This is a genomic window from Kluyvera sp. CHPC 1.251, from assembly GCF_036759945.1.
GTDB lineage: Bacteria > Pseudomonadota > Gammaproteobacteria > Enterobacterales > Enterobacteriaceae > Kluyvera > Kluyvera sichuanensis.
Window position 1 is genome coordinate 36,808 of record NZ_JAPKIC010000008.1, and the last position, 23,775, is coordinate 60,582.

A 23,775-nucleotide genomic window follows, 5' to 3' on the forward strand; every position below is an offset into this window, starting at 1 on the left:
CGGCTTTTTTTAATATGTCCCGTTCGTCGGTAACCCGCTTCAGCTCTTTCTGGAGACGGCGGATCTCGGTCTGAGCAACTGACTGTTCTTTATTAGCGGAAGAATCCGGACCGTACTTCTTTATCCAGGCGTAAAGGCTGTGAGTGGTGATATCGAGACGTGTTGCAACGCTGGCAACAGAATAACCGCGATCGACAACCTGTTTGACTGCTTCAGTTTTAAACTCTTCGGGATAACGCTTACCGCTCATGGGCACCTCTCTTTAAGCCATCTTAAATGACTCTGAGGTGTCTGTTAAACCCGTGGCGATTCAACTCATTAATTATTCTTCACCAATATCTTTATAGAATGCTATTTCCTTATATTCCGCATTAGGTATACGTAGGAAAACAAAACAACGTTTTATATAATAACGATTAATGACGTTAGCAAAACCGTTCATATACTAAAATGGTCCATCTCAATGAATTTTGCATAGGGTCTATTGATTAGGCTGTTTTTTCTACAAGCAACAAGAAAGAATAGATATTACTAATTTTGTAATGTTATTATTTTTAACGAACTAATTATCGCTCTAATTTTTTTTCGTGAGTAACGCTTTTAAATTGAAGTGCTAGTTTGTTTAGTGTATTACTATTTTTTAACCATATAGCTCATTACAATATGCTTAGAAAGCAATAGAACAGATTGAGTTGGCACTGAAATAGGCTAAAACCGACATACGTATCGGGGAAGAGAACAGAATTTTGTGAGGCGGCGTGAGGAATGAGGGCGTAGAAGATTATGATTAAGAAAACATTATGCAGCTTATTGCTGGCCGTACTTTGTGGCGGCATGGTTGGCCCCGCAGTGAGTGCGGAGAATGACCATCGGTATATTAGTATTCGTAATACGGATAGCAGTTGGGTGCAGGGCGTGTGTTCTTTGGTATTCCGGCTGGGTAACGGCGGTGATGGGACATTCAATAACCTGACAGTCAGCTTACAATTAACTGATAAATCGGGAGCCGTTCTGGAAAAAGGAACTCTTGATGTTCAGCCGTTTGGCGATAGCAGTGCAACTCGCTCAACCCTTTCGGCAACTGAATTCAGCTGTGATGCGGTTGAAAATACAGCCAACATCGTGATTACCCACGTTGAGGAAACGTCTTCGGATGGTTCAGTCCATGCTCTGCCACTGTCGATGTTTGATCCGCAATATTATCAACCATTAAAAATGAGCGTACAAAAAAGCGGATAGCTTTAGCTGCCTTCTATGGGGATGATAGATATACATCCCCATTACGACGAAATAAGCGTTTATGCTTTGTTGATTAAATCGATAATACGATCGCCTTCTGTATCTTCTTGCGCAACTCGGCTAAAGATGCTGCCATCGTTTTGTGTACCCACCTTGATAGGTTCCTTGCAATCTTTGTGGAAGATTCTTTTCCCTTTTTTTGTGACAACCACACCTGACATATCGCCGTGCTGCTCTTTATCGTAAACAATATATTCATAGGGGCCTTTGACGACACGTATCCAGTAAAGCGAGCCACCGGCGATCATCTGAGAATTATAGTAGGCGTTAACCCCCGGTTGATTAGTGACAAGATTCAGCTCAGCAGTCGGAGCAGACTGGGTTCCCAGGGCATATCCCGCGCTATCCTGCGCAATAAAGGCGCTGGCGTATTTATTATTGGTGAGCAGGCATTCCAGCGTTAATTGTTCCTGATCCTCCGCACTGTAAGACGCAGCTAAAGCTGTCTGGCTGAGTGACATACAGACAATGGTCAACGCTGCAATTCGTAGAGTTAATTTCACGTTCCTTACTCCTTTATAAACTGACATGTTTAAGATTAGTGGCCGTTCTTTACTTGTTTGCAGGTATCCAGCCAGCCAGCTGTATCAATTTTGCCGTTCGCTAGGTATTTTTGCTGATTCTGCCAATGAGCAGCGAGGAACGGCTTAAGACCGGAAAGACGTTTATTCAGCGTCAGCATCTGATTGAACACGTTCACTTCGCCTTTTAGCCCTGCTTGCCCATACAGGGTGCCGGAATCCACCAGACTGCTGGCGTAGTAGCTCGTTAGCTGCTGTAGACGATCGGTTTGTTCCGCCAGCTTATTTTTGCGGATGGCACAGTTGGCATCGCTGCTGTCTTTATCTTTGCACAGCAGCTCATAATTGTGATTGAGGAAGTCAAGGAAACGACCATCGTCCTGTAATTTGGTACAGAGAAAAGAGCCCAGATTCAGGCTGGCGCGGATAGACTGTGCTCTTTCTTCTTGCTGCTGCTGGTTGCTGGCACGAAGTTGGTTTTCCAGATCTTTCAGCTTTTTCTTCAGCTCGCCGTCTTCAACGCCAGAAGCCAGGCTACCTAACGCTTTCGCCGTATCATTGGACCCGGATTTGCTGCTCTCTGCGCCCGTTTTATCATCACCGAGAGTCGACCAGTTTTTCTCAAGAAGTTTGACCCGGTCCGTTGAGGTAATTGCCTGGGAAACCAGCACCAACCGCAGGCCCATTGTTTTACTGGTAAAAGGCTGGGCATTATCGTAATAGTTAATTTCTTTACGGCTAGCGCTGCGGATATCCGACTCACTGGACATCACGCTGCCGCCACGCACCACAAAACCGCCAGCCTGGCCATGCAATCGATTAATTTTATTGAGGTAGAAGGGGGTAAACATCATCTCAGAGACGTTGCCTAACATATCGTACAGGCCGAGCGGGTTAGGATTTAACAGACCGATGAGCTGAAGTTTCCCGTTTGAGGACTGCGAACCGGAATACCACTCATAATTTTTGATGTCGTCCATCGGATAACGGGAATCACGAAACTGTGCGGTATCCACTTTCAGACCGCCGCGCGCGGCAAACTCCCACTCTACTTCGGTGGGCAGTCGTAAAAAACCTGGCTTGTTATCTTCTTTCGGCAGCTTGTCGAGCGCGTTTGCGCGTAACCACTGGTTATATTTATCGGAGAAATTAACGGCCTCAAACCAACTGATGCTGGTTTGAGGGAGGCTAAGTTTACGCGATGGTGTCGGGCAAGTATCGGAAGTTAATGCCTGATATTGCAATGCCGTCAGCTCATATTTCGCCATTAAATAATAACGGCCTTTATTTTGGGGCGTTTCAGTAAAGCTACCGGCGATAAACGTGGGATAACTGTGTTCCACAAAGCCCCATTCACTGCCATCTTCCCCTAAGGTGATGGGAATATCATCCAGAGGACCGGCTACTGGAATTTCTACCCGACGAAATACCATCGAACCTTCGCAGGGCATAGGCAAAATCACGTCATCGCTATCCGGCTTCGGATTATAGGTTTTCTCTGCCCACGGTTCTGCCAGCGCGGGGGAGATCTTCACCAGCAGGGCTAGCGCCAGGCAGCGCGATAATGTGGAAGGAGTAAAGGCCATGAACGATCTCCGCTAAAATAGATGCTTAGGGCAAATTAAAAAAATAAGGGTTATGCCTCGCGCAGGCTCTGCGCAGGTTCAATATGGATCGCGCGCCAGGCACCGATACCGGCAACCAGCGTCGCCACAACCAGCGTCAGTAAGAGGGCGATAAGGCCGTGTAAGGGCGTTATCTTGCAAATCATCTGACCGGTGGCCTGGCTTGTGGACAGCGCCCGGTTAAATATCTGGCTGGCTAAAAAATAGATGCCAAAACCGCCTATATAGGCCATCAGGCTGAGCAAAGTGCCCTGACTAATGACGTAAACGCCTACGGCTGGTCGCGTGAAGCCCAGCAGACGAAGTACAGCAATATGCTTACGTTTACGATCGACATTGGCGATAAACGAGCCGATTAACGAGGCGATACAGCCAATGAGCGCGGTGATGGCGATCGTGTTAAAGATGATGCCCAACACACGGTTAATGCTTTTTACATTCTCAATATCCGCCAGCCGACTGGTAGTTTCGATGCGTTGGGCGCGCAAATCGCGTTCAAGGCTGGCGACATGGTCAATATCGCGTGCGTACAACCTTGCGCGGGCGTAGCGCGGCGCGTTACCGTTAAGCTGAGCGCCGCTGGCGACCCCTAACGCTGTTACCGCATAGCCATCGCGAAAATGTTCAAGAGCCATTAATAACGCGGGGCGGGTAAAGATAGCGGGGCGATTAAAATAGGTGGCTGGCAAAATCCCCACCACGGTCACGCGCTTACGTCCCCATTCGCGGCGTTCATCGAGCATACGACTCACGCGTAGCGTGAGCGTATCACCGGTTTTCACCGCCAGCTTGCGTGCCGCTTCCTGAGTAATAACAACTTCATGGTCATGATGGAGCACCTGCGTGCCGAGCAAAGGATCGCCAGCCTCTGTCGGAATGACTTCCGCATTTTCAATAAAATGTGTGCTGTCCGTCTGCAAGTCAGTCAGCGTATTGAGCGAGCGCGTTTGCCCGATGGCGAAGCCGACATCAGGCCGCTGCCGTAGCTGCGTGATCCAGTGCTGATCGTAGCTTCCGCTGCTCAACATGCGGATCTCCAGATTGCGGGGATCGTTGGCCAGATCGTTTTGTAACTGGTTCACAATGCCAAAGCGCAGGCCAAAAAGGAGCAGTAAAGGGGCGATGACCGCAACAAGAGAGGAGACGATGCAAAAAGAGATGATGCGATCGTGCCACAGGTCTTGCATTGCAAGGCGACCGAGCAGTCTTGCACGATTAAAGGACAAAGTAAGTACCTCCCCGTTCGCTCTGTGATGACGCCGTCAGCGATTCTGGCTGCGCAGCTAAACAGGGTAAATTGAAGTGTTTGACCAGAGGCCAGTCATGGCAAACGACCAGCGCCATCATGTCTTCCTGACGGACTAGTTCGATAAACAGGCTAAATAATTTCTGGGCATTGTAGGGATCGAGCGCCGCCGTCGGTTCATCTGCCAGTACCAGCGCCGGGCGATGTAATATCGCGCGCGCAAAAGCGGTGCGCTGCCGTTCGCCAAAGGAGAGCTGGGTAGGATATTTTGCCAGTAGTGGCGACAGTTTTAGCGTGTCGATGACCCTATCCAGCATGGTGCTGTCAGGGCGGGCTCCCAGCAGCTGGCACGGCAAGAGAATATTATCTTTGACGTTCAGGTAGGGAAGGAGGCCACCGTTTTGTAATACAAAGCCAAGTTCGCGTGCCCGAATCGCAGCGAGTGTATTATGTCGCTCGCCCAGAAGCAACGCGGCAATATCCTGCTGCTGTGCCCCTTTGCTGAGCGTGAAACGCCCAATTTTGCTGGGATGCAACACTAAACCAATGGCTTCCAGAAGCGTGCTTTTACCGCAGCCGCTTTCACCCGTTACCGCCACCACCTCGCCTGGCCGCAGCGAAAGCTGCGGCAGGTAAACACGGTGAGCCTGATGATCCTGACCACGAACCACGCACAAGTCTTCAATGTGCAGCATCAGGGCATCATTTCCAGTGGGATGGGATACACGCGATCGCGCGGATCGCTACCTTGCGCCAGCTCGACCCAACGGTCGACATCTGCATTATATTTTTGATAGTGACGCAGCTTGGATGACAGTGTGCGGATAAATTTCTCCTGTGACAGCCCATCCCAGCTTTTCCACGTTTCTTCATCGAGATTCAGCACATCGCTTTTGTAGGGAAGATCGGCCAGATACTCGCCCAGCACGCCAAGATCGCCGATGCTCGCGCTGTCTTGCTGTTTCAACTGGTTAGGATCGGTCCCCATTGTTGCCGCAACGGTGCGCAGTTGTTCAAACATCTTAGTGGGCGAGATCATCCCTTCATTAGCGGCTTTCAGAATCTGGCTGACGGCATCGCTTAAATCGCTCAGCTGTCCCTTGGTTAAGAGCACGCGAACATCTGTTGTGGGGATGTTCTGCTTAATCAGATCGCGATCGCTAATCCAGGCCTGGAACACCAACGGGGCTTGGGTGCTGTTGCGTTTGCCCAAATAGGCTAACTGCATCGCATGCCCGATTAACGCCGTATCCTGGAGCAATTTCTGCTCCGCCGTGAGCTTTTGCCCCTCATCTTTGGCATACAGCGCGCTGCCAATGGCGGCATCCCCCATATAGGCGGCTTTCACCTGTTCCGTAATGGCTGACGCCAGGGCATCAACCTGCTGACCGAACATTTTGATATCGCCTGCATTCACCGCCTGATAAAGGTTAGATTGCGTGCTATCAAAATTGGAGAGATCGCGGTACTGGCCCTCGGCTTTGGTATGGTTTGCTTTGCCGCTGGCGGTTTTCAGGTGCAACGTATAAATAGCAATGCCGCGGTTACCGGCTTCCAGACGGAGCTGGCTGGCATCAAGGCCGGTTCCTGAAAGTTTATTGCTGCCCTCAATCGCGCCAGCATCGGTAATCAGCACCATATAGCGGGCGCCGAATGGACTCCAGTCAATGTCATCAATAGCTGATAACACGCCGGAATAGGCATCCTCGTCGTATAAAGAGCTTGAGACCTTCGCTTCTTTAAGATCGGCGACTTTCTGCAGAAAATCCGCGCCGTCCTTGACCTGGTTAGGGTCGGCGAAAATGCGGGTGTTATATTCAAGTCCCGGTACGGCTTTGGTATTTGAACGATAAGAGACCAAACCAAACTTGACCTGCCCATCCAGATGCTCTTGTTTAATTTTGTCGTAGATCTTATTGACCGCCTCTTTAGTGCGCTCAATATACGGCCCCATTGAAATGGTTGAATCGATAACGAACACCACCGAAGCGTTAAAGCCTTTCAACTGGTTTACGTCGTTATCTTGTTTTGCCGCTGCGTTATCATCCGCCTTGCTGACGGAGGCCACGTTGAGCAGGCGCGTATAGAAGCCATCTTCGGTCATGACCTCTTCGCCGCTCAGGATTGGCAGCAGATAAAATTGCTTTTGCAGATCGACAAAATATTCCGGCTCCTGGGCCTGAATACCTTCAGCGTGGCCGTCACGCTTCAATTTGGCGCGCAGCGGCGCCACCAGAGAGACAGGATCGGGGGCAGAAAGAATGTTATCCAGACTTTCTTTCTCTTTGAAAAAGAGTAACCGATCGCGGTTGGCCGGGTTGGTAAACGCCAGCGTCAGCTGCATTTTCCAGTCTACGGTACAGGATTTCGGCAACCAGCCAAGGGTTTTGCCATAGCTATCCGGCCCGACTTTAAGCCAGCTTTGCCCCTTAGCCTCTTCCTTTTGATAAACATAAAGGCTGCTAAAGGCAGGCTGAAGCTGCCCATTTTCATCCCCGGCGTTGTCGCTAAGCTTACAGCCTGGCGTCGTCAGGATGCGCTGGTATAGCGTTTTCTTCCCTTCCTGAAGCAGCGGTTTATCGCCCTCGGCGGCAAAGAGGTGCCCGCTGAACAACAGGCCGCATAATGGCAGCGCCAGACGGCAAAAAAAAGTCCGGGTCATTTTGCTAGCTCCTCAAGGTGCTGCTTAGCCGTTTGGTTCTCGGGTTCTGATTGTAGTACCGTTTCGTACCAATAGGCCGCGGTATCTTTATCCGCCTCTTTGAAACATTCGCTTGCCTGATGGTATTTCGGATCATACTCACCGGCGTAAATCAGGGCGATTTTGGTATCGCCGCCCTGCGCGCGATTTGCGTACAGGCGCTGGGCGACGCCGCATTTCTTCGCCTCTTTCGCTGACTGGATAATGGCCAGCAGTTTATCGCTATCGAGTTTTTCCTGAACGCACGTCTGCACGAATTCAAGCTCGCTCAGCGTGTCTAAACTCTGTGCGGAACAGCCAGCCGGGGCTTTAGGCTCGGTGTTCGTCGCTTCAGGGGCGGCGGCGGCGGGGGCTTGCTGAGCTTGTACCGCCGGGACCACCTCCTGACCTTTGTCCCGGCCCATGAACCACCAAAGCGCGCCAGCAATCACCACTAAAAGCAGGATGGCGGCGATGATGAGCGGGAGGCGGGAAGCCGCAGGTTTTTGTTGCGGCTGCGGCTCGGCATGAATGGTCGGCGCAATGGTTTCAGATTCTGCGACGGGCGCTTCTACGATGGCTACTGGTGCGGAGTCGGTTTCTGGGGTTGCCAGCATACTGCTGCTGCTGTAATTACCCGTCGCGCCCCTGGCTTCAGAAGAGAGCAACTCATCACGCACCAATTGGAGGGTGGTATTGCGCACTTCTCCTGAAGCCAGCTTGATCTGAATCTGGACCTGGCTTGCGTTTGCCAGCAAAGGGTCAAGTAGAGTAGGGCCGATACGAAAGCCGCTGCCGTTGGCCAGGGAGTAACCGCCGTTGACAGTAAACCAGTGCTGTGCAGGGCTCCAGCTGCCATCGGGCTGCAGATAGTTCTGCTCGTTATTACAAAGCGTAAAGGTCAGATCGGGCAGCACCGCAGTTTCGCCGCGCAGGCGAACCATCAATTGTGCGGTACCCGGCTCTGCCGGTTGGCAGGCGATGATTTTAGCTAGCATGGCATGTTCTCTTGTTTTAATTGGCTGATAATCTGACCAAGTTGGCGATTATGTTCGACGGAAATATCGCGCGTGGCGCTATGACCAGCGTTATCAAGTACGACGCTCATCAGGGCGGATAGCCAGTCTCCCAGATAAGAGACACCCGGCTGCGGCGCAACGGCGGCGAGCTGCGGCAGCTCGTCGTTCATCAGCGGTTTCTGGCGCAGGAAGACTTTATTTTTATCGCCAACGTAGCTGTTGGGCACCTTTTCAGGCGGTAGAGTGAGATAACCAAACCAGGCGATAAAATCACGCATAGTCAGTTGGGCTCGCAGAACCTGGCGTGCCATAAGATGTTCACGCCGCGTACCCGCTTGCTCCTGACCCGCCAGCGCGCGTTTCAGCGTGCCTTCCAGATCGAGGCGCGTGGCTGCGGTGATCAATTCTTCGCTGAGATGATTAATCAGTTCGCTGTTCATCCCCAACTGATGCCACTGCGGCGCTTGCTGCGGCAGTTCACGCAGATGCGCGACCCAGGCTTTAAACGCCTGATGGGCGAAATCATCGTCCTGGCCGACTCTTTCCTGGGCAGTTGACGCTGGCGCGTCAACCACGGCGATTTCAGCCGGTGCGGCGGCGAATGGATCGCTGCCAAACGGGTTATCACCGAAGGGGTTGTTGCCAAATGGGCTGGCGGTAAACGCGTTTGCCGCCAGGCTGTCGCCATCGCTTGACGGTTCCGGGTTGCGGTCGCGAATGCTTAAATAGATGTTATTAAGCTCCTGCGTCGGCAGATCCAGACGATTAATTAGCTCTCCCATACTGTGGGAGCAGGCGGACAGCCCCTGCCATAGCTCTTTCGCGATGGCCTGTTTTTTCACGAGCTGCCCGTCGCCGTCTTTTTCGTACCAGCGGCCCAGGCGGCGATTGCCGGTCTCCTCGCGACACTGCTCAAGTTGTTGCTGCAAACGTGCCAGCTTGAATTCCAGATGCGCGACGCCGCGCAGCGCTTTGGTTAAGCGTCCCATGCCGCCATCGTTGAGCTCGAGCATCGCGTGCCAGGCTTTGCTCGGCTCGGTGACGTGTTGCAGCACGTTTTTAGCGCTAATGAAGGTGCTGCCCATTTCGTCGAGCTTCTGGCGATAGCGCTCGGTGATGCACGCTTCCTTGTTTCGCTCCTGTTCTGTACCGTCTTTTAGGTCGATGAACGGATTATCCAGCCCCGGTTTTCGCACCAGGAAACAGTTATTAAACGCCTGGCCGGGCGCCCATTGCTGCAGCCAATCATATTGGGCGAAACGCTCCAGCAAGGTCATGTGCAGCATACCTTCCCAGCCTTCTTTTAACTGTTCGGTGGTGAGTTGCAGACTGCTGTTGATGCGCATATCGCACATGGTGATGGCCCAGAACAGCCCAGGGTTACGGCCCTGACGTTCTTCGGCGCTTTTACCCTGCGTTTTTTCTACCCAGCGGTTTAATACCGGACCGACGTCAGCAACATCGCTCTGTTTGGCGGAGCTGGCGCACACGACCAGCGCGTTCATCTCTTGATTATCGGTGTAACGTTCAAACAGATAGGCGACTTTACCGCGCAGCAGAAGCTGGCAAATGGGATTAAGCCCCTCTCTACCGGCCTCTTCCAGTGCGGTAATTTTAAGACGCCCGCGATACCCAGGGAAGTCAAGCAGATCGACCTGCTCCACGACGCTGTCGGCCTCGACTTCCGCTAACGGGAAGATAAGCTCGGTGGTTAACGCTGCCAGTTCCGCCTGGGTTAAGCTGGCGCTGCCGATTTGCTGTTCCTCTTTCCAGTAGCGGATCTCCACGTGGCGATCCTGGCTGGAGCCTAGCCGGTTAAGGCTGTCGACGTTCATAATGCTGCCATTACTGTGATCGATCAGCGTCTCCAGCGGGGCGAACACCGTCCGGGCATGATTGAGTTTGGTCAGCACATTGGCTAATGAACGATAGGTCTCGGTGAGGGCCGGCAGTTCTCCCCACAATAAAGAAAATAGCTCTGCGCGTTCACCAGGACTCAGCGCAGGGGCAATTTTCAACACCTGCGGCCAATAGGCGTGTTCAAGTTTTTCAACCGATTTTCTGAACGAGGCGTTCAGGTAATCCCATAAGGCAACCACATCTTCCTGGCTCACGCCGTTATAGCTTTTTGCTTGTGTGGCGAGTTGTAGGAAGGGGCGCAGTCGCTCTTCAACCCTGGCTTCATCAAGTTGAAAGCTCAGCTGCTCGTGGTTGAAATCATTAAACCAGGCGTTTGCAAGAATTTTGGCCAGATCGATTTCACTGAACAGGCGCAGAGGCACAGGATAGCCCGCAGGCGCAGCGGGGGCCTGGCGGGTGAAGCGGGTGACCAGGCCGGTGGCCTCTTTACCGCCGCCGACGGGATTCACTTCTTTGATAAAGTCGACGCGCCGTTCGCCATAAAGGGCTTCCAGTGAACCATTGCTGCCCGCTGCCAGCGCGGAGATGAGATAGGATTTCCCGGCCTGAGAAATGCCAAAAAAACCGACGGTCATTGGCGTTCTGGCGACCAACGTCAGGCTATTGGCCTGGTTACGCGTGCGGAGCAAGCTAAGGTTGAGTTTATCCGCCTCGTTGTCGAGGCGACGTGAACCGGAACGCACTGCATCAACCCAGCCAAGTGCGTCCTGACAGCCCTGAGCGATAGCTGCCCAACCCTGAGTGAGAGATTTTTGATCGCTATTCATTATTTTTTAACACTCCCGCTATCGAGCCAGTGTCGGCTATCAATGAGCCCCGTATCGGGCATAGTATTGAGTTCCAGATCTACATCACGCTTGCTGAATGACTTATCGGTGTTGCTGGTGATATCCGCAATCATCAGCCGATCGCTGATTAAGCCCAGTTGGCGCGCCCGTTTGCCTTTGTCGATAGCCAGTCTCACTTTCAGGTACGGTGAACCGTTATCCACGGAGAAGGCGGCGGAAAACTTCTTACGGCCTTCTTCGCTAAAACGTAAGGTATAAAGCGGTGCGGCGGCCCAACGTTCGGCATCCAGTTGACGATAACCCAGCCGCAAATCGCCACGCATGATGATACTTTGCGTGGTGTTCTCGCCATTTTCGTCGGTGAATGTCGGCAGTTTTATCTGCCCGTTCTCCGATTCGATATGGCGATAAACGATATCGGCACTGCGAATCAGGTTATCCATATCAATGGTGCCAATATGGCGAATCGTTGAGTAAGGCTTCAGCGCCGAGGTACGGAAATGGAAGTTAGGAATGCTGTGATTTGCGCACAGCTGTGTGAGCATCGCGCCAACGGAGGCGGTGCTCTTCGGATCGTCGATATGGCCATTTTTATGGAACGGATACCAGGTGCCGGTCTGATAACCGTGCAGCGGTAAAATACGCCCCGGCGGCAATGGCAGGTTGCGACGGATAATTGCCTGAATGCCCGGCAGCTGCGAAGGGCGGCCCGTCAGCAGTAGCAGGTCGCAATGATAATAGCTCAGCACTTCGCACAGCGCGGTTAGCACTTTATCAATGTTGAACTTACCCGAGCACAAATCGTTATGCACTCTGGCGAGCGGCAGAGTGAGCATTACCTCAGCCAGTTTGAAATCGGTCGGGCCACCAGCTTTTTGTACTTCGCGGCGAACAAAGCCCTCGACTTCATCACGCAGAGAACCTACCGGCAGTAGATCGCCGACACGTTGGTTAATCACGATATGCGTTTGCTCGTCCAGCGGATCGAATTGCTCGTATTTACCCAGAATGTGCAACGCGAGGGGAACGAAGAGTTGCAGGGTGAGCTGCTGGCGCAGCACGGATTCCGCCGCGCTAATATTTTGCGAGCCGCACAGTTGAGACATCAGCGTCTCAACGGATATGACCCCCGTTTCACGCAGCGCCTGCTCAAAGGCTGGAAGCACATAGGACTGGATGACATCTAGCAGAATATCGTCGCCGGCAATTTTAAAACTGTCGCGAAAACGCTGCTGCGGGATGATATGGACGTTAGCGCCGCCCCCACTATGACCATTGCGATCGAGATGATAATCGGTGATGACCAGATCGGTGGTGCCGCCGCCGATATCGATAGATGCGATGGATATTCTTTCACGTTGCGTGCTGTCGGGTCGGCTAAGGGCGTCGAAAAACGACTCCGGGTGACCGGCAAAGTTTTGGTTTATCTCGGTGTAGAGATAAACCAACTGCGCGCAGGACGCTTCATCCCACTCGACCCTGATTTTTGGCAGCGGAATTTTAATGTTTGTCTGACTATGATCTTCTTGCTCATCCTCATAAGGATCGTTTTCGCCGTTGTGCCAGCGTAGCGCTTTCCAGACTAAACCGACCGCCTGACGCATACGGTCATCCAGTACGCAACGTTCAGCCATCGGCATACCGGGCGGCACGGTCAGAATAATATGGCGTAGCTGACGCGGAATACCTGCGTGTCCCTGACGTATGCGCTGTTCCGGGCTATTAATCTGACTAATCGCCTGGGTTAATACTTCCGCGAGCATAAAGGTCATCAGAGAACTGCGAGAATAGCGTGGCGTAAAGACCGGGATGCGATCCATCTCATCTTCGATGGTGTGTAACGCCTCGCCCCGTTCATCGATCAGATTCGCGAACGGCGCAGCGGTGGCGAGTGGATTACTGTCCTGCACGTAGCTACCGTTAAATCGCCAGCCCTGACCGTAATATTTTTCATCCCAAAGATAACGTTTAGGGCTGGAGAGGCCGGTTGAACCTTCGCTGCCTTTTCGGCGCGCCGCTAAACGACCCGCTTCTCCGCCGATACGAGCGATCGTCGGCCACTGGAAGGCATCGTGGCGGCCGCTACGCACCGAGCAGTGATCTTTGCCGAAGAAGGCCTGTGAAAATTCGACCCGGCTTTCAAAGGGTTCGGTATAAACATGTTCCGGCGCGCTAAGATCGCGCAATTTGAGCACATAGTTGTGCTGCATACCTGAACCTGATTGCCCATGATCTTCAATGAGAATACCGCAGGTGCGTGAGTTACCGACATCGAGGATCAAATCAACGGGAATAGGCTTGATAGCGTTAGTTTCCCGATTGGCGATGACCCTGAAATGCGGCAATTCAATGATGGGGGCGGTCTGACTTTGCAAACCTTCGACGGGAATCGCCATCAGTGAAAGAAGGTTAAGGTAGTGCGCCAGCGGATACTGCTGGTTAAGCTCCTGCTCGCGTTCGTCGATATCCCGGCCTTTGCTCGCCTCTTTAAATACCTCTTTCAGCCAGTCGACAATCCACTCTTGCGTGAGATACCAGTTAAGGGCATAGGTGGCTGTCGCCACCGCAAAGGTTGCCCCGGCATTGACATCTTCCTGGTTCGGGCTGAGGTCGGCGGCGGCCTGCTGTTTGGCCATTACGCGAGTATCGATAGCCAACGTCATTCGATGGCTATGCCCATCCATATCAGGCTTGTCCAGCTTGACGATACGAAAACGCGCCCAGTTTAGCGGCCCTTCCTGATAGACGTCAGGCGGGCTAAAACGGAGTAGGGGAAGCGGCAACCATGTCCCGTCAAACAGCTTAAGACTCTGCTCAACGGGAATATCGTACTGGCTTTTAGCCTTCTCGATATTTGCCGGGCTGGGCTGATAAAAATAGTAATCACGCTGTTCGTTGTAGATTAAACGGGTCAATACGCCATTGGCTAATTTAACAAATTCACCGGCGGGCAAACGTCCTGGAGACAAACCAAAATCCATAAACTGGATCCCGGAGTCGCCTACCAGGGTTACTTGACGATCAAAAGATACAATCTCGGGCAACATAGTTATCTCGTCCCTGTTCAGGAATTAGGTTGAAGCATACGAATCGGGAAGGTTTTTTCCCCATCGTTGCTGCCAATACAATCGGCATGACCCGCGGAAGGTGATTTGCACTCGATGGTCGGCACAATAAAGTTTGAGCCATCGCTGCAGGTCATTTGCTCAGGGTTGGTAATGTTGAGCGCCCCCTGCTGCACGTTACCGTTGGCTGGGCCACGGCACGTTACGCCGCTGGACTGGCGGACGCTGACGGTGCCGTTGCCCTGGTCAAAATTATATTGCAGCTGGAGCGGGCGTCCGGTGTGCTTGTCCTGAATACCGCCATTCACGCGCCATTCGCCGTTAAGAAACTTCGCCGGGCCGTCCGGCAGCGTGGCCGGGAGGGTTAACGGTTCGCCCTGCGGCGCAACGAGCGGCGGGGCGGTTACCGGAGTCACGCCCGGAGGCGTCTGCTCGTCGTGGGTATCCTGTACGCCGGGCGGCAGTGGCGGTTCTACGCTGGCTTCATTTGCGTTAGCCGGCGGCGGCGCATCGCCGTCTACCGCTCTGTCAGATGTGTCGGCAGGCATCGCGGGCACCGTTGAATCCAGCGCAGGATGCGCGTCCGCGGTTGACCCTTCCACAATGCCGGGTACGGCGCGAGCGCCAACGGCGGTTTCTGACCCCCTGATCGCCACGTCATGGGTGCTGGCGGCCGGGTGCGTAGCCACAGGTTCAGCGGTGACCGTGGTTTTATCCGCAGAAAGACCAGGGAGGCCCGGCAGGGAAAGAGAAGGAGCGCAGCCGCGGAGCAGCCCTAACAGCAGCGCCAGCAGCAGTAACGCCAAAAGTAGCCATAGCAACCAACGCCAGCGCCAGCGGCGCGTTCGAATATCAACAAAGGGCGCGGGAGCGGGTTCGACGGTTTTTTCCGTGGCGCTGGCCTGCGGCGGAACGGCCGCGAGGGCGGCGGCGGGAACGGACGATGAACTCAGCCAATGCATCGGGTGACGTTGTTCCCCTTCCGGGTGGACAAACCCCCAAAAGGTGATCACCAGCGTTCCATTAACGAGATAGACAAACTCATAATCGGGGAAATGGGTCACAGATTTAAGCAACTGGGCAAAGACCCGACGATCGCCGCCGGTTCCGCTTTGCTCCGCGTTGAGCAGCTGTTCGCTTAGTGACTGCACTGCCATTTGAAACGCATTAAATTGCTGGCGCGCCGATTCTCGCTCCGCTTCGCTTGCGCCGCTCCACGGGATAACATCGCCGGGAAAACTGCTGTACCAGTCGGTTCTGTCACCGCCCTGATCGTTTTGCGGGATAGCCAGATGACGGGCCAGATCGCGCCCTGCATCAAGACGATAGATGGCTTCGCGTAGCTGGAAGGCCATCTTGAAAACAGGATAGCCCGTTTCACCCAGCGCCTTGAATGAAGAGTTATTTCCGGTACGAAGTAGTGGTCCCTGAATCGAATTTCGCATTATCTAACCCTTAAAGGCTGTAATTTGACTAAAGCCACAGTGGTACAGGCTAATTTTTGGTCGCGCCGGGCGTCCATTTGAAACCCCAGCCATAGTGCTTATCCATCGACTCGCGGTCGGGGAAGAAACGGTCAAGGCGTTCAACCTGAATATTGCCATCGACATTTTTGAGCCTGGCGATGGCGGCGACATTATTACGCTGGTCGCTATCCGTGAGCATGGATGTAATCGGCTGCTGTTCGGGGACATAGAGGGTGACGGAGGCGTTTGTCCCTTGCCAGTTATCGGTGCCAGCGTAAATGAAGCTATAAATCAACACCTCATCAATGTCCTGCCAGTGGCTGCCGTTGACGAAAAGCCATTCGCCATCCACGTCATTGCCTTCACGCAGATCTTCCTGCAGCAGCAGATACGGTGGCTGGTCATAGTTGCCGGGCAAATGACTCAGCGCCTCAGCGCCGCTGATTTCACCGTTTTTTAAGCGCACAAAGGCGGCAATATCGAGATCGACAGGCTCTTTGTGGTCCCCCTGCTTCCACTGCAGATTGATTTTTATCCGGCCAAAATCCTGACGTTTCTCAAGCTTCACGCTGGGATTGGTGTCAGTTAATTCGGTATGGGTTGGTGTAACAACGGGGAGCTTCACGGCCGGGCGATGTGTAAACCACCACCAGACACCGACGAGCAGGAGCAGCAGTAGCAATAATGCCAGCCAAGGAAGAAAACCGCGCCACCAGGGGATAACCACTACTGTATGGAGGGGGGCCGCTGTGCTGGCTGTGGCCCAATTGACCAACACCGGTTCGCCGCCGACGCTATAGCCGTCGAGGTGGTGTGATTGGGTGAGCAGCGTTTGCAACGCATGTGCTGACTTATCTTCGCCGCGCGCGGCCAGCTGGCTGATTAACCCCGCCAGAATGTCCTGATATTGCTGACGTTTATTCTCAACAGTCAGCCGTTCGGCGTCATTCAGTGCGGAAAAAGGTTTAGCCAGCCCCTGACGTGCTGTCCACCACTCCAGGCGTCCTTCAGCATTGCGACGCGCGGTGGCATACAGCAGCGCCAGTGAAGGAGGAAGATGACGATGTATGATACCGACCGTCTCTTCATAGGTTGTCAGCGTTGCTTCATCAATCGGCGCGGCAGTTGTTAATCGTTGCATAAGCAAATCATTATTGTTGTGGGTGATATGCATGAGATGTGTATCATCGCATCTCAGACAGCCGGAACGTTTTCTGCGCTTTTAGCGGAGCGTATTTGCTTCTTCGAGAACTTTAATTTTGTGCTTGGCTTCGGCGACCTTTTTCTCAATCGCTGAAATTTCGCTGGCGCTCGTTGCCGTTTGTGACTGGCGCTGCAGCTCCTGCAATTTGGCAATTTCCTGCTGGCGTTCGCGGCTTTGAATCTTGCTTGATTTCAGTTTTGCGAGAGTCTGCGACAGATCCGAACGCACGGCATTTAGCCTTGCTTGTTCATCTGCCAGCTTTTGATTTAAGGTCTGCTGTCTGTTTTGGGTATAATCCTGCTGTTGCCTGGCCGATTCATTTTGATATTGGCTCAGACGAACCTGCTGTTCTTTTTGATCAACCTGCTGACGATAACCACCCGACGTGGCGCAGCTCAGTTTGGTAATAAAGCTTGGATCTTGTGCGTGTAAATCACAGTCCTGGGGGGACGTAGTACAACCCGTAAGGACAAGGGCGGCAAGAAGTGCGTATTTTCTCATCAAATAATCCATCATTAGCGTCGAATAACGCTGCTTTAAGCAGTCTTAAACCGGCCGATAATGCTATCGGCCGAAAGGGTTAACCAAGGGAGATCGCCTGGCGCTGTTCATACAGCTCGTTGGTTTCTTGTTCCAGAGCAGCAATCTTGCTATTGAGATTGGCATATTCTTTGTTCAAATTTGCCAGCTTGCTTTTCTCTGCACTTGTGGTGGTCGTTTGACCTTGTAAAGCGACCTTATAGGCAGATTCTTTATCCTTCATGCCTTTCATGGTCTCTTTCATCTTGCTGATGTTGGCATCAATTTGCGCCAGCTGGGTTTTCGCACCGACTTTATCAAATCCAGCTTTATCTTTTTGGATGCTGATTTTGGTTAAGGTGGCCTGGTTTTCGCTAATAACTTGTTTCATCGCCAGCGTCGATTTTTCAACCGCTGCGGTATCTTTGCTGATGTCATTATCCATAGCCTGCAGACGATCGGCTGTAGAGGCATAATCTTTTTTCAGGCCATCAAGATAGTAGTTAGCGGTCATACCTGCAGCACAGCCAGCTGCGCCACCAATTGCAGCGCCGGCAAGCGCTTTCTTCGAGTCACCTGCTAACGCCCCTACTAACGCGCCGAGAGCTGCGCCGGATACGGCGCCTACGCCACAACCTTGTGCACCAGAAGCGCTAAAGAACTGTGATTGTTCTGTGGTGGTAAGGCGAGGATCCGGCTTTGTCCCAGACAGGAGAGAGCTTCCTGTATTGGCACAGCCTCCAAGTAACAATGCTGCGGAAATCACGATGCATGTGGTAGTTCGGTTAAATGTATTCACAATCTTTTTCCTTAAAAATAATTAAGTAACGACAAGCAAGCTGTATCAACTAAAAATTTAGAATTAGTAATGATTTTGTCCGACATTACTGATTATTGTATTAGTTATAAGATGTCAAAAGAGCTATTCAAAGAGTATTTAAATAATAAGCAATAAATTAATTGCAATGCGTTATTATGTGTTCGTAGGTATCCCGCACTGACAGCTTATGCAATTTTGTGTTTTCGTATCACTTTATGTTGGCCTTGCTGCTGAAACACATCTTTTTTAAAAATAATCGACATTTTCGAATTCGTAGGCCTTACCATGAAACATGGGAGGATATCTCCACATAAAACATACATTCCGTGAATGTATCTCAACGTCTGACATTTTTCCAGTGTGTACAATTAGGATGTTGATTCAACTGATTAATCTGTATTAAACACACTAAAGATCATGCCAGAAATGCCGATAAATCACAAGTATGCTGCCGTCTTTGCTTGTGATGTAGGTAGGGTTACAGTTCTTGTTTTCGCCGATGTAATCTGTATTTGATACCTTAATGTAGTTGTTTATTAGTTGCAGTGTTTTGTGTATGCGTGGAAGGATGAGTGTACGTAAAGTGGCAGGCGGGAATGTTAATGGAAACCTTGAAATATACTTTTGGGAGATAGGGGGGGTTTTAATTTAATATGCATGAAATTTTCATTTACTATCACCTTCTTGATTATATGTCCGTGATCTGATGCAAGTATCTATGAATCTAAAAAAGGGTGTAGTGAATTTTTTCTAACGGAATATACAATGTGGTTTTGTTCATCCATCAATGTTTGTTAAAATCATTTTATGAATCGATTCCGCGCACGATTAAATTGGAAGACTTTTTAGTACAGGGTTAGGATGTCAACGACGGGTGAAAAGTGATCCACTTACATCTCCACCTACATTCTAATATTGATCCACCGTTTTACTCAGGATTAGCTTCAGCGATAACTGTAGTGGTTTACAGAATTTTACCACCTGAACAAAGGTGATACGCTCATCTCAGAACAATACAGGCATCCCAATGAAAAAAAAGAAATTTCAGTGCTGAATTTAAATACGAATCCGCACAAATGGTCCTTGAGTAGAACTACACCATTGCAACTGCGGACAGTGCTATGGGGGTGGTTCTTTCTACCATGACGCGATGGGGAAAGCAGTTGCGAGATGACCGACAGGGCAAAATGAATTTCTGTTTAGTTACCTGAAAGCAGATAACCATGAGAGTTGCTCATTACCAGAGCCTGCTATGATCTCTGATTGTTTCATTTCAGCCTTGAAGGACACACTGGAAATCGTTCGGGCCTCGCAGGGCCGTGGATGTCAGAAACTGCAGCGCACTCATAACCCAAGTGTATCCAGAATGCATGATCATACTTAGCGACCAGAATTCACTTGCTGCTGCCGTGAGTAATAGCGTAACCAGTACGAGCATAATGGCCGACGTTATTCGCTCAACCCGGCGATATGACCACATTGCGGTATTAATGGGAAGACCCGCAAGCTCCTGATAATCTTGTTCATCCAGAAAACCATATAACTTACTTCTCCAGGTTATTCTGTTTTGTTCCAGCAGTGAAAGGGCATTCCGGTTGATATAGACCGACATCCCGTATGAGATGGCGATATACAGGGCCAGTGCACAAAATGCCAGAGCATACACTTTTTGCGGACCACTTGCCTTTAGGGCCTCCAGACTGTAGCGAAGGATCAGAGTGCTGATAACCAGGGCCATATCTTTCCACAACGTGGAAGACAGGTCACGCGACTGCTGCAGAATTTTTTGTGTGTCCTCTGTCAGACTTTTTCGCAAATCGCCCAGCGATTTCAGGGTGTCTTTTCCCCCTGTCCGGATATGGGCCTTGTAGAGAAGTCGGGCTGACTCCAGTGCCGGGGAGAGTCGATACACAATGCCTTCACAAAACGTAACGCCCTCAGGCCATTCTCTGGCCAGTTCACTGGACAAAAAGGTATGTTTAAGCTCGGTTTCGTTTCCTTCCAGAAAAATCCATTTTGCTGTTTCCTGAATGACGTCAAAGGCGGGCAGAGCCGCATGTTCTTCCCCGAAAGGGATTTTCCGCGGCGGTTTTCCTGACAGTCCGACCTTTTTTATTTCGGCAGCAAAAAGCTCATTGACGAAACATTTCAACAACTCCCGACAAGCGAGTGACTCCCAGAGTCTCATTGATTCGTCGATCACTGTATCGCCGGATATCAGGATCCAAGGTGCAATGGTATCTGGGGGAAGAAAGTCAGTTGAAAAACAACGGATAATGCTTTTTGTGACGGAGGCCGTCTGAGTTGGGACGTCGCTTTCACTCTCATCCGGGAGCATTTTTTTCCACGGCGCGACCTTCCATTGTTGTGTTTCAAATGCTTCGTTGATAAACAGGGCGTAGATGCGGTGATACTGACAGAGCCTGGGATCCTGGAGTAAAAACGAACGCCAACCTTCCAAGGTGAAGAGGCGCAAAATTCCGGGGAGTTCATCGCTGATGATGGTGATAAAGTGCTTCTGACCGGGGATACCTTGTGCGGGGTGGATATCATCTCGACTATCATCAACAAAGGTGATCCTGAGATTTTCGGCATCGGTATCCATTACTTCCCCCCATAACTGAAGGGTGTCATTATCCATGGTTCCAGAAATGAACAATTTCCGGGTGGTGGTTTGCTGATCTTCAGTGATCACCAGATCAGATGTGCGGCGTGAGCAGTCAATTGCCTTACCGATTTTTTCCAGTATCGATGTCATCTGTCACCAGCCCTGCAGTCACTATCACTATACGTTTTCGCCCGTCTTCCATCGTTTGGATATCCGGTGCATTATCCTCATCGTAGATAACAATAACATCTTCCAGAGTTACCAGTTTTCTTTTCCGTGGCTTAGGAATGTTCTCAGGGGTGATCCGGAAAGATTCACCTGAAATTCCCAGGTCTTTTATTTTACGGGTAAAGGATTTGACCAGCGGATGATCTTCTTCCATTGGTCCAAAAATCTGGTTAAGCAGGGAAAGGGGTTCATCGGTGTTAAAATCCTGCGCCCCGTGATGTAACGTTTCATAAATCTTGTTAACACCGCTGCGTCTGATGTCGTCCGGTAACAGGTCTCGATGCTTTTTGAAGACATCCTTGAGTGCGGCAACCAGTTTGTCGCTGAGATCGGTTGTACTGTTGACGCGCTGTACCTGTAAAAAACGCTCAAAATAAACGGAGATATTGGTTCGTTTGCTGCGATCCCGAACGACAACCCGCCCACCCTGAGCATCTGCCGTCAGGCGGACCAGAGCAATTTTCTGCATGGCTTCAGCTTTCTTGACGAAGCTTTCGCGGAAACGTTCGAGTCTGGGAACCTGAAACTCGTCTCCCTCCGCATCCAGCACGTAACGTACCACGTCCTCGTTATCATATTTAATGAGGGCAAACAGTTTTTCATCATTGAGGGTGTGAAGCTCAAAAAGAAAAAATACCCCCATGCTGGCATTTTTTGTGTGGTGATGAGACTGAAAATCGTTTGCCAGAAAGGTGGACTGTTCGGTGAAGCAACTAGCGTCGGTATCGGCATTGTTCCTTATGAGCCGCAGAATACGCTCGGTATTGGACAATTCCGTAAACCGGAACATGTTACCGCTTAATGCAGACTTAATCCGTTCCAGAAAAAAATCGACGTGTTCAGGTGGTGATATTTCGCTGAGCAGCACTGGGATCTCCAGTTCCCCACCAACGACATGAAAAATCATTCGTTTTATTGTCAGTGCATTAATTTCTTCATCCGTTAAAAAACTCATAGTGACACCCCGTTATTTCGTGTCTTATTTTATCGTTAATTGCTGTGACATGCTTTAAAGCGGGTAGTATAGGTAATCACCTGTACCTACGTAAAATAGTTCATCACAAGGACAGGCGGCAGCTTGCCATCAACCCCTCTGTGAATAAATGTATACAGGGAAAGAATAAGTAAACATTCTCCCGGCATTTCTGCCGGGAGAATAGATTATAATTGTTGTCTGGCGTAATCGAAAGGTGAGACCGGATTTTCACTATTCGCATCGAGAAAATCTGCCCACCATTGCAGCATCAATTTGCGTTCATCTAAGAACTCAGCTTTATGAATGTAGGCCGCACGTACGCCATTACGTTCCTGATGGCTCATCTGGCGCTCCACAGCATCTCTCGACCATAATCCTGACTCAATCAACGAACTACAGGCCATTGCCCGGAAGCCGTGACCACAGACATCGACCTTTGTATCGTAGCCCATAAGACGTAGTGCGTTATTCACTGTATTTTCACTCATGGGTTTCCATGGATTGTGATCGCCAGTGAAAATCAGTTCATATTCCCCGCTGATGGCTTGGATTTGTTTGAGAATATCCAGTGCCTGAGTTGATAGCGGGACCAGATGCTCTGTACGCATTTTAGAGCCTCGATGCGAGTACTTGACCCCTTCAATAGGTTTCCGCTCGGGAGGAATGGTCCACATGGCTTTCTTGAAGTCGATCTCAGACCACCTAGCAAAGCGTAGTTCACTGGAACGTATGAAAATAAGCAGGGTAAGTTTGGTTGCCAGCCGGGTGAGAGGTTGTCCTCTGTAGTTGTCCAGTCGTTCAAGCAGCTCTGAAATGCGATTTAAGGCGAGGGCAGGGCGATGCTGACGCTTCACCGTCGTTAAAGCACCAGCCATATCCACGGCAGGGTTATAGCTGATAATGCCGGACTGGGCAGCATAGCGCATGATGGCAGTGATACGCTGCTGAAGGCGGGCTGCAATCTCATATATCTCTTTGGATTCGGCTGTTTTAACGGGGACAAGTAAATCGGGAGTTCTGAGGGTGGTAATATCACGTGAGCCGATAAGAGGAAATACGTGACTCTCAAGACTTTTGAGCACCTTCTCGCTGTGAGCTTCGGACCATTTTTTGTTGCTCTTGTGCCACTGACGTGCAACAAGCTCGAACGTATTGCTGGCCTCCTGTACTGCTTTCTTTACTCGTTTCTGTTCGCACGGATCAATTCCCTCCGTTATCTGTTTCCTTGCCGCATCGCGCTTTTCCCTTGCTTCTGATAATGAGACTTCAGGATAGACGCCCAGAGCGAGCGTTTTCTCTTTGCCCAGAAACCGATAGCGGAGTCGCCAGTAACGCGAGCCGTTAGGGTGAACGAGCAAAAACATGTTGCCGCTGTCAGCAAGTTTATAAGGTTTTTCATCCGGTTTAGCTGCCCGGATTTTAGCGTCAGTGAGCGCCATTGGTGGGGTCTCCTGATAGTAAAAGGGGTATAAATTTTATCGAATCAGACTATACCCTCAGTTGTACCCTCGCAAGGGACTTGAAGCGGGTTGAATTTGATTGAGTTGGGTGGAGTTAACGTATTGTGGATGTGTTGATTTTCGCGGGTTCAGAATGCAAAAACGGACCTCCGTGGAGGTCCGTTGATATGAATTTGGTGCCCGGACTCGGAATCGAACCAAGGACACGGGGATTTTCAATCCCCTGCTCTACCGACTGAGCTATCCGGGCAACGGGGCGCATTAAACCGTAATCGCCTCGACTCGTCAACGAAATTTATAAAATTTGCGGCGAGTTGCACAATCTATCACC

16 protein-coding genes, 1 tRNA gene and 1 pseudogene are annotated in these 23,775 nt (G+C 51.0%); 1 reads left to right on the forward strand and 17 read right to left on the reverse strand.

Going from position 1 to position 23,775, the window contains the following annotated elements; translation table 11 throughout:
- Nucleotide 1: 1 nt before the first annotated feature.
- Nucleotides 2-250 (reverse strand): annotated as a pseudogene (locus V6940_RS15900) (transposase); the annotation flags it as partial.
- A gap of 533 nt (nucleotides 251-783) precedes the next feature.
- On the opposite strand from V6940_RS15900, the gene V6940_RS15905 reads away from it, so the two are divergent.
- Nucleotides 784-1,239: an IrmA family protein gene (locus V6940_RS15905; protein WP_047363966.1), complete on the forward strand. Its 456-nt coding sequence runs from the start codon at nucleotides 784-786 to the stop codon at nucleotides 1,237-1,239.
- A gap of 59 nt (nucleotides 1,240-1,298) precedes the next feature.
- On the opposite strand, the gene V6940_RS15910 is transcribed toward V6940_RS15905, so the two are convergent.
- The 16 genes from V6940_RS15910 to V6940_RS15985 form a co-directional block, all read right to left on the reverse strand.
- Nucleotides 1,299-1,802, reverse strand: coding sequence for a hypothetical protein (locus V6940_RS15910; RefSeq protein WP_040232055.1), 504 nt, complete (start codon nucleotides 1,800-1,802; stop codon nucleotides 1,299-1,301).
- A 35-nt stretch (nucleotides 1,803-1,837) separates the two neighbouring features.
- Nucleotides 1,838-3,406, reverse strand: coding sequence for a formylglycine-generating enzyme family protein (locus V6940_RS15915; RefSeq protein WP_047358973.1), 1,569 nt, complete (start codon nucleotides 3,404-3,406; stop codon nucleotides 1,838-1,840).
- Nucleotides 3,407-3,456: 50 nt separating this feature from the next.
- Nucleotides 3,457-4,671: an ABC transporter permease gene (locus V6940_RS15920; RefSeq protein WP_040232058.1), complete on the reverse strand. Its 1,215-nt coding sequence runs from the start codon at nucleotides 4,669-4,671 to the stop codon at nucleotides 3,457-3,459.
- Nucleotides 4,661-5,386 (reverse strand): ABC transporter ATP-binding protein, encoded by a 726-nt coding sequence (locus V6940_RS15925; protein ID WP_047358974.1) that lies wholly within the window; start codon nucleotides 5,384-5,386, stop codon nucleotides 4,661-4,663. The genes V6940_RS15920 and V6940_RS15925 overlap by 11 nt, the downstream gene beginning before the upstream one ends.
- On the reverse strand, nucleotides 5,386-7,353 hold the full coding sequence (locus V6940_RS15930) for a vWA domain-containing protein (protein WP_040232062.1): 1,968 nt from the start codon (nucleotides 7,351-7,353) through the stop codon (nucleotides 5,386-5,388). The genes V6940_RS15925 and V6940_RS15930 overlap by 1 nt, the downstream gene beginning before the upstream one ends.
- A complete protein-coding gene (locus V6940_RS15935; RefSeq protein WP_040232063.1) occupies nucleotides 7,350-8,369 on the reverse strand; it encodes a hypothetical protein in 1,020 nt (339 codons plus the stop codon). Before V6940_RS15935 ends, V6940_RS15930 begins: the two co-directional genes overlap by 4 nt.
- Nucleotides 8,363-11,077: a putative virulence factor gene (locus V6940_RS15940; RefSeq protein ID WP_047358975.1), complete on the reverse strand. Its 2,715-nt coding sequence runs from the start codon at nucleotides 11,075-11,077 to the stop codon at nucleotides 8,363-8,365. The genes V6940_RS15935 and V6940_RS15940 overlap by 7 nt, the downstream gene beginning before the upstream one ends.
- Nucleotides 11,077-14,145, reverse strand: a complete 3,069-nt coding sequence (locus tag V6940_RS15945; RefSeq protein WP_040232067.1) for a virulence factor SrfB — start codon at nucleotides 14,143-14,145, stop codon at nucleotides 11,077-11,079. The genes V6940_RS15940 and V6940_RS15945 overlap by 1 nt, the downstream gene beginning before the upstream one ends.
- Nucleotides 14,146-14,162: 17 nt before the next feature.
- Entirely contained in the window at nucleotides 14,163-15,608 is a 1,446-nt protein-coding gene (locus V6940_RS15950; RefSeq protein ID WP_047358976.1) for an SrfA family protein, read from the reverse strand.
- A 49-nt stretch (nucleotides 15,609-15,657) separates the two neighbouring features.
- A complete protein-coding gene (locus V6940_RS15955) occupies nucleotides 15,658-16,770 on the reverse strand; it encodes a tellurite resistance domain protein (RefSeq protein WP_073970863.1) in 1,113 nt (370 codons plus the stop codon).
- 81 nt (nucleotides 16,771-16,851) lie between these two features.
- Nucleotides 16,852-17,334, reverse strand: a complete 483-nt coding sequence (locus tag V6940_RS15960) for a hypothetical protein (protein ID WP_023288353.1) — start codon at nucleotides 17,332-17,334, stop codon at nucleotides 16,852-16,854.
- A 79-nt stretch (nucleotides 17,335-17,413) separates the two neighbouring features.
- Entirely contained in the window at nucleotides 17,414-18,151 is a 738-nt protein-coding gene (locus tag V6940_RS15965; RefSeq protein ID WP_040232073.1) for a glycine zipper domain-containing protein, read from the reverse strand.
- 1,294 nt (nucleotides 18,152-19,445) lie between these two features.
- Nucleotides 19,446-20,930, reverse strand: coding sequence for a hypothetical protein (locus tag V6940_RS15970; protein WP_040232075.1), 1,485 nt, complete (start codon nucleotides 20,928-20,930; stop codon nucleotides 19,446-19,448).
- Complete coding sequence (locus V6940_RS15975; protein WP_040232076.1) at nucleotides 20,902-21,963, reverse strand: nucleoid-associated protein; 1,062 nt, start codon at nucleotides 21,961-21,963, stop codon at nucleotides 20,902-20,904. Before V6940_RS15975 ends, V6940_RS15970 begins: the two co-directional genes overlap by 29 nt.
- Nucleotides 21,964-22,169: 206 nt before the next feature.
- Nucleotides 22,170-23,423 (reverse strand): tyrosine-type recombinase/integrase, encoded by a 1,254-nt coding sequence (locus V6940_RS15980; protein ID WP_040232077.1) that lies wholly within the window; start codon nucleotides 23,421-23,423, stop codon nucleotides 22,170-22,172.
- Between the two features lie 195 nt (nucleotides 23,424-23,618).
- Nucleotides 23,619-23,694 (reverse strand) — tRNA-Phe (locus V6940_RS15985).
- Nucleotides 23,695-23,775: the final 81 nt, after the last annotated feature.

Coding starts and splice junctions, on each gene's coding strand:
- V6940_RS15905 (WP_047363966.1), top strand. CDS start 784: ATGATTAAGAAAACATTATGCAGCTTATTGCTGGCCGTACTTTGTGGC.
- V6940_RS15915 (WP_047358973.1), bottom strand. CDS start 3,406: ATGGCCTTTACTCCTTCCACATTATCGCGCTGCCTGGCGCTAGCCCTG.
- V6940_RS15925 (WP_047358974.1), bottom strand. CDS start 5,386: ATGCTGCACATTGAAGACTTGTGCGTGGTTCGTGGTCAGGATCATCAG.
- V6940_RS15930 (WP_040232062.1), bottom strand. CDS start 7,353: ATGACCCGGACTTTTTTTTGCCGTCTGGCGCTGCCATTATGCGGCCTG.
- V6940_RS15935 (WP_040232063.1), bottom strand. CDS start 8,369: ATGCTAGCTAAAATCATCGCCTGCCAACCGGCAGAGCCGGGTACCGCA.
- V6940_RS15940 (WP_047358975.1), bottom strand. CDS start 11,077: ATGAATAGCGATCAAAAATCTCTCACTCAGGGTTGGGCAGCTATCGCT.
- V6940_RS15945 (WP_040232067.1), bottom strand. CDS start 14,145: ATGTTGCCCGAGATTGTATCTTTTGATCGTCAAGTAACCCTGGTAGGC.
- V6940_RS15950 (WP_047358976.1), bottom strand. CDS start 15,608: ATGCGAAATTCGATTCAGGGACCACTACTTCGTACCGGAAATAACTCT.
- V6940_RS15955 (WP_073970863.1), bottom strand. CDS start 16,770: ATGCAACGATTAACAACTGCCGCGCCGATTGATGAAGCAACGCTGACA.
- V6940_RS15960 (WP_023288353.1), bottom strand. CDS start 17,334: ATGAGAAAATACGCACTTCTTGCCGCCCTTGTCCTTACGGGTTGTACT.
- V6940_RS15970 (WP_040232075.1), bottom strand. CDS start 20,930: ATGACATCGATACTGGAAAAAATCGGTAAGGCAATTGACTGCTCACGC.
- V6940_RS15975 (WP_040232076.1), bottom strand. CDS start 21,963: ATGAGTTTTTTAACGGATGAAGAAATTAATGCACTGACAATAAAACGA.
- V6940_RS15980 (WP_040232077.1), bottom strand. CDS start 23,423: ATGGCGCTCACTGACGCTAAAATCCGGGCAGCTAAACCGGATGAAAAA.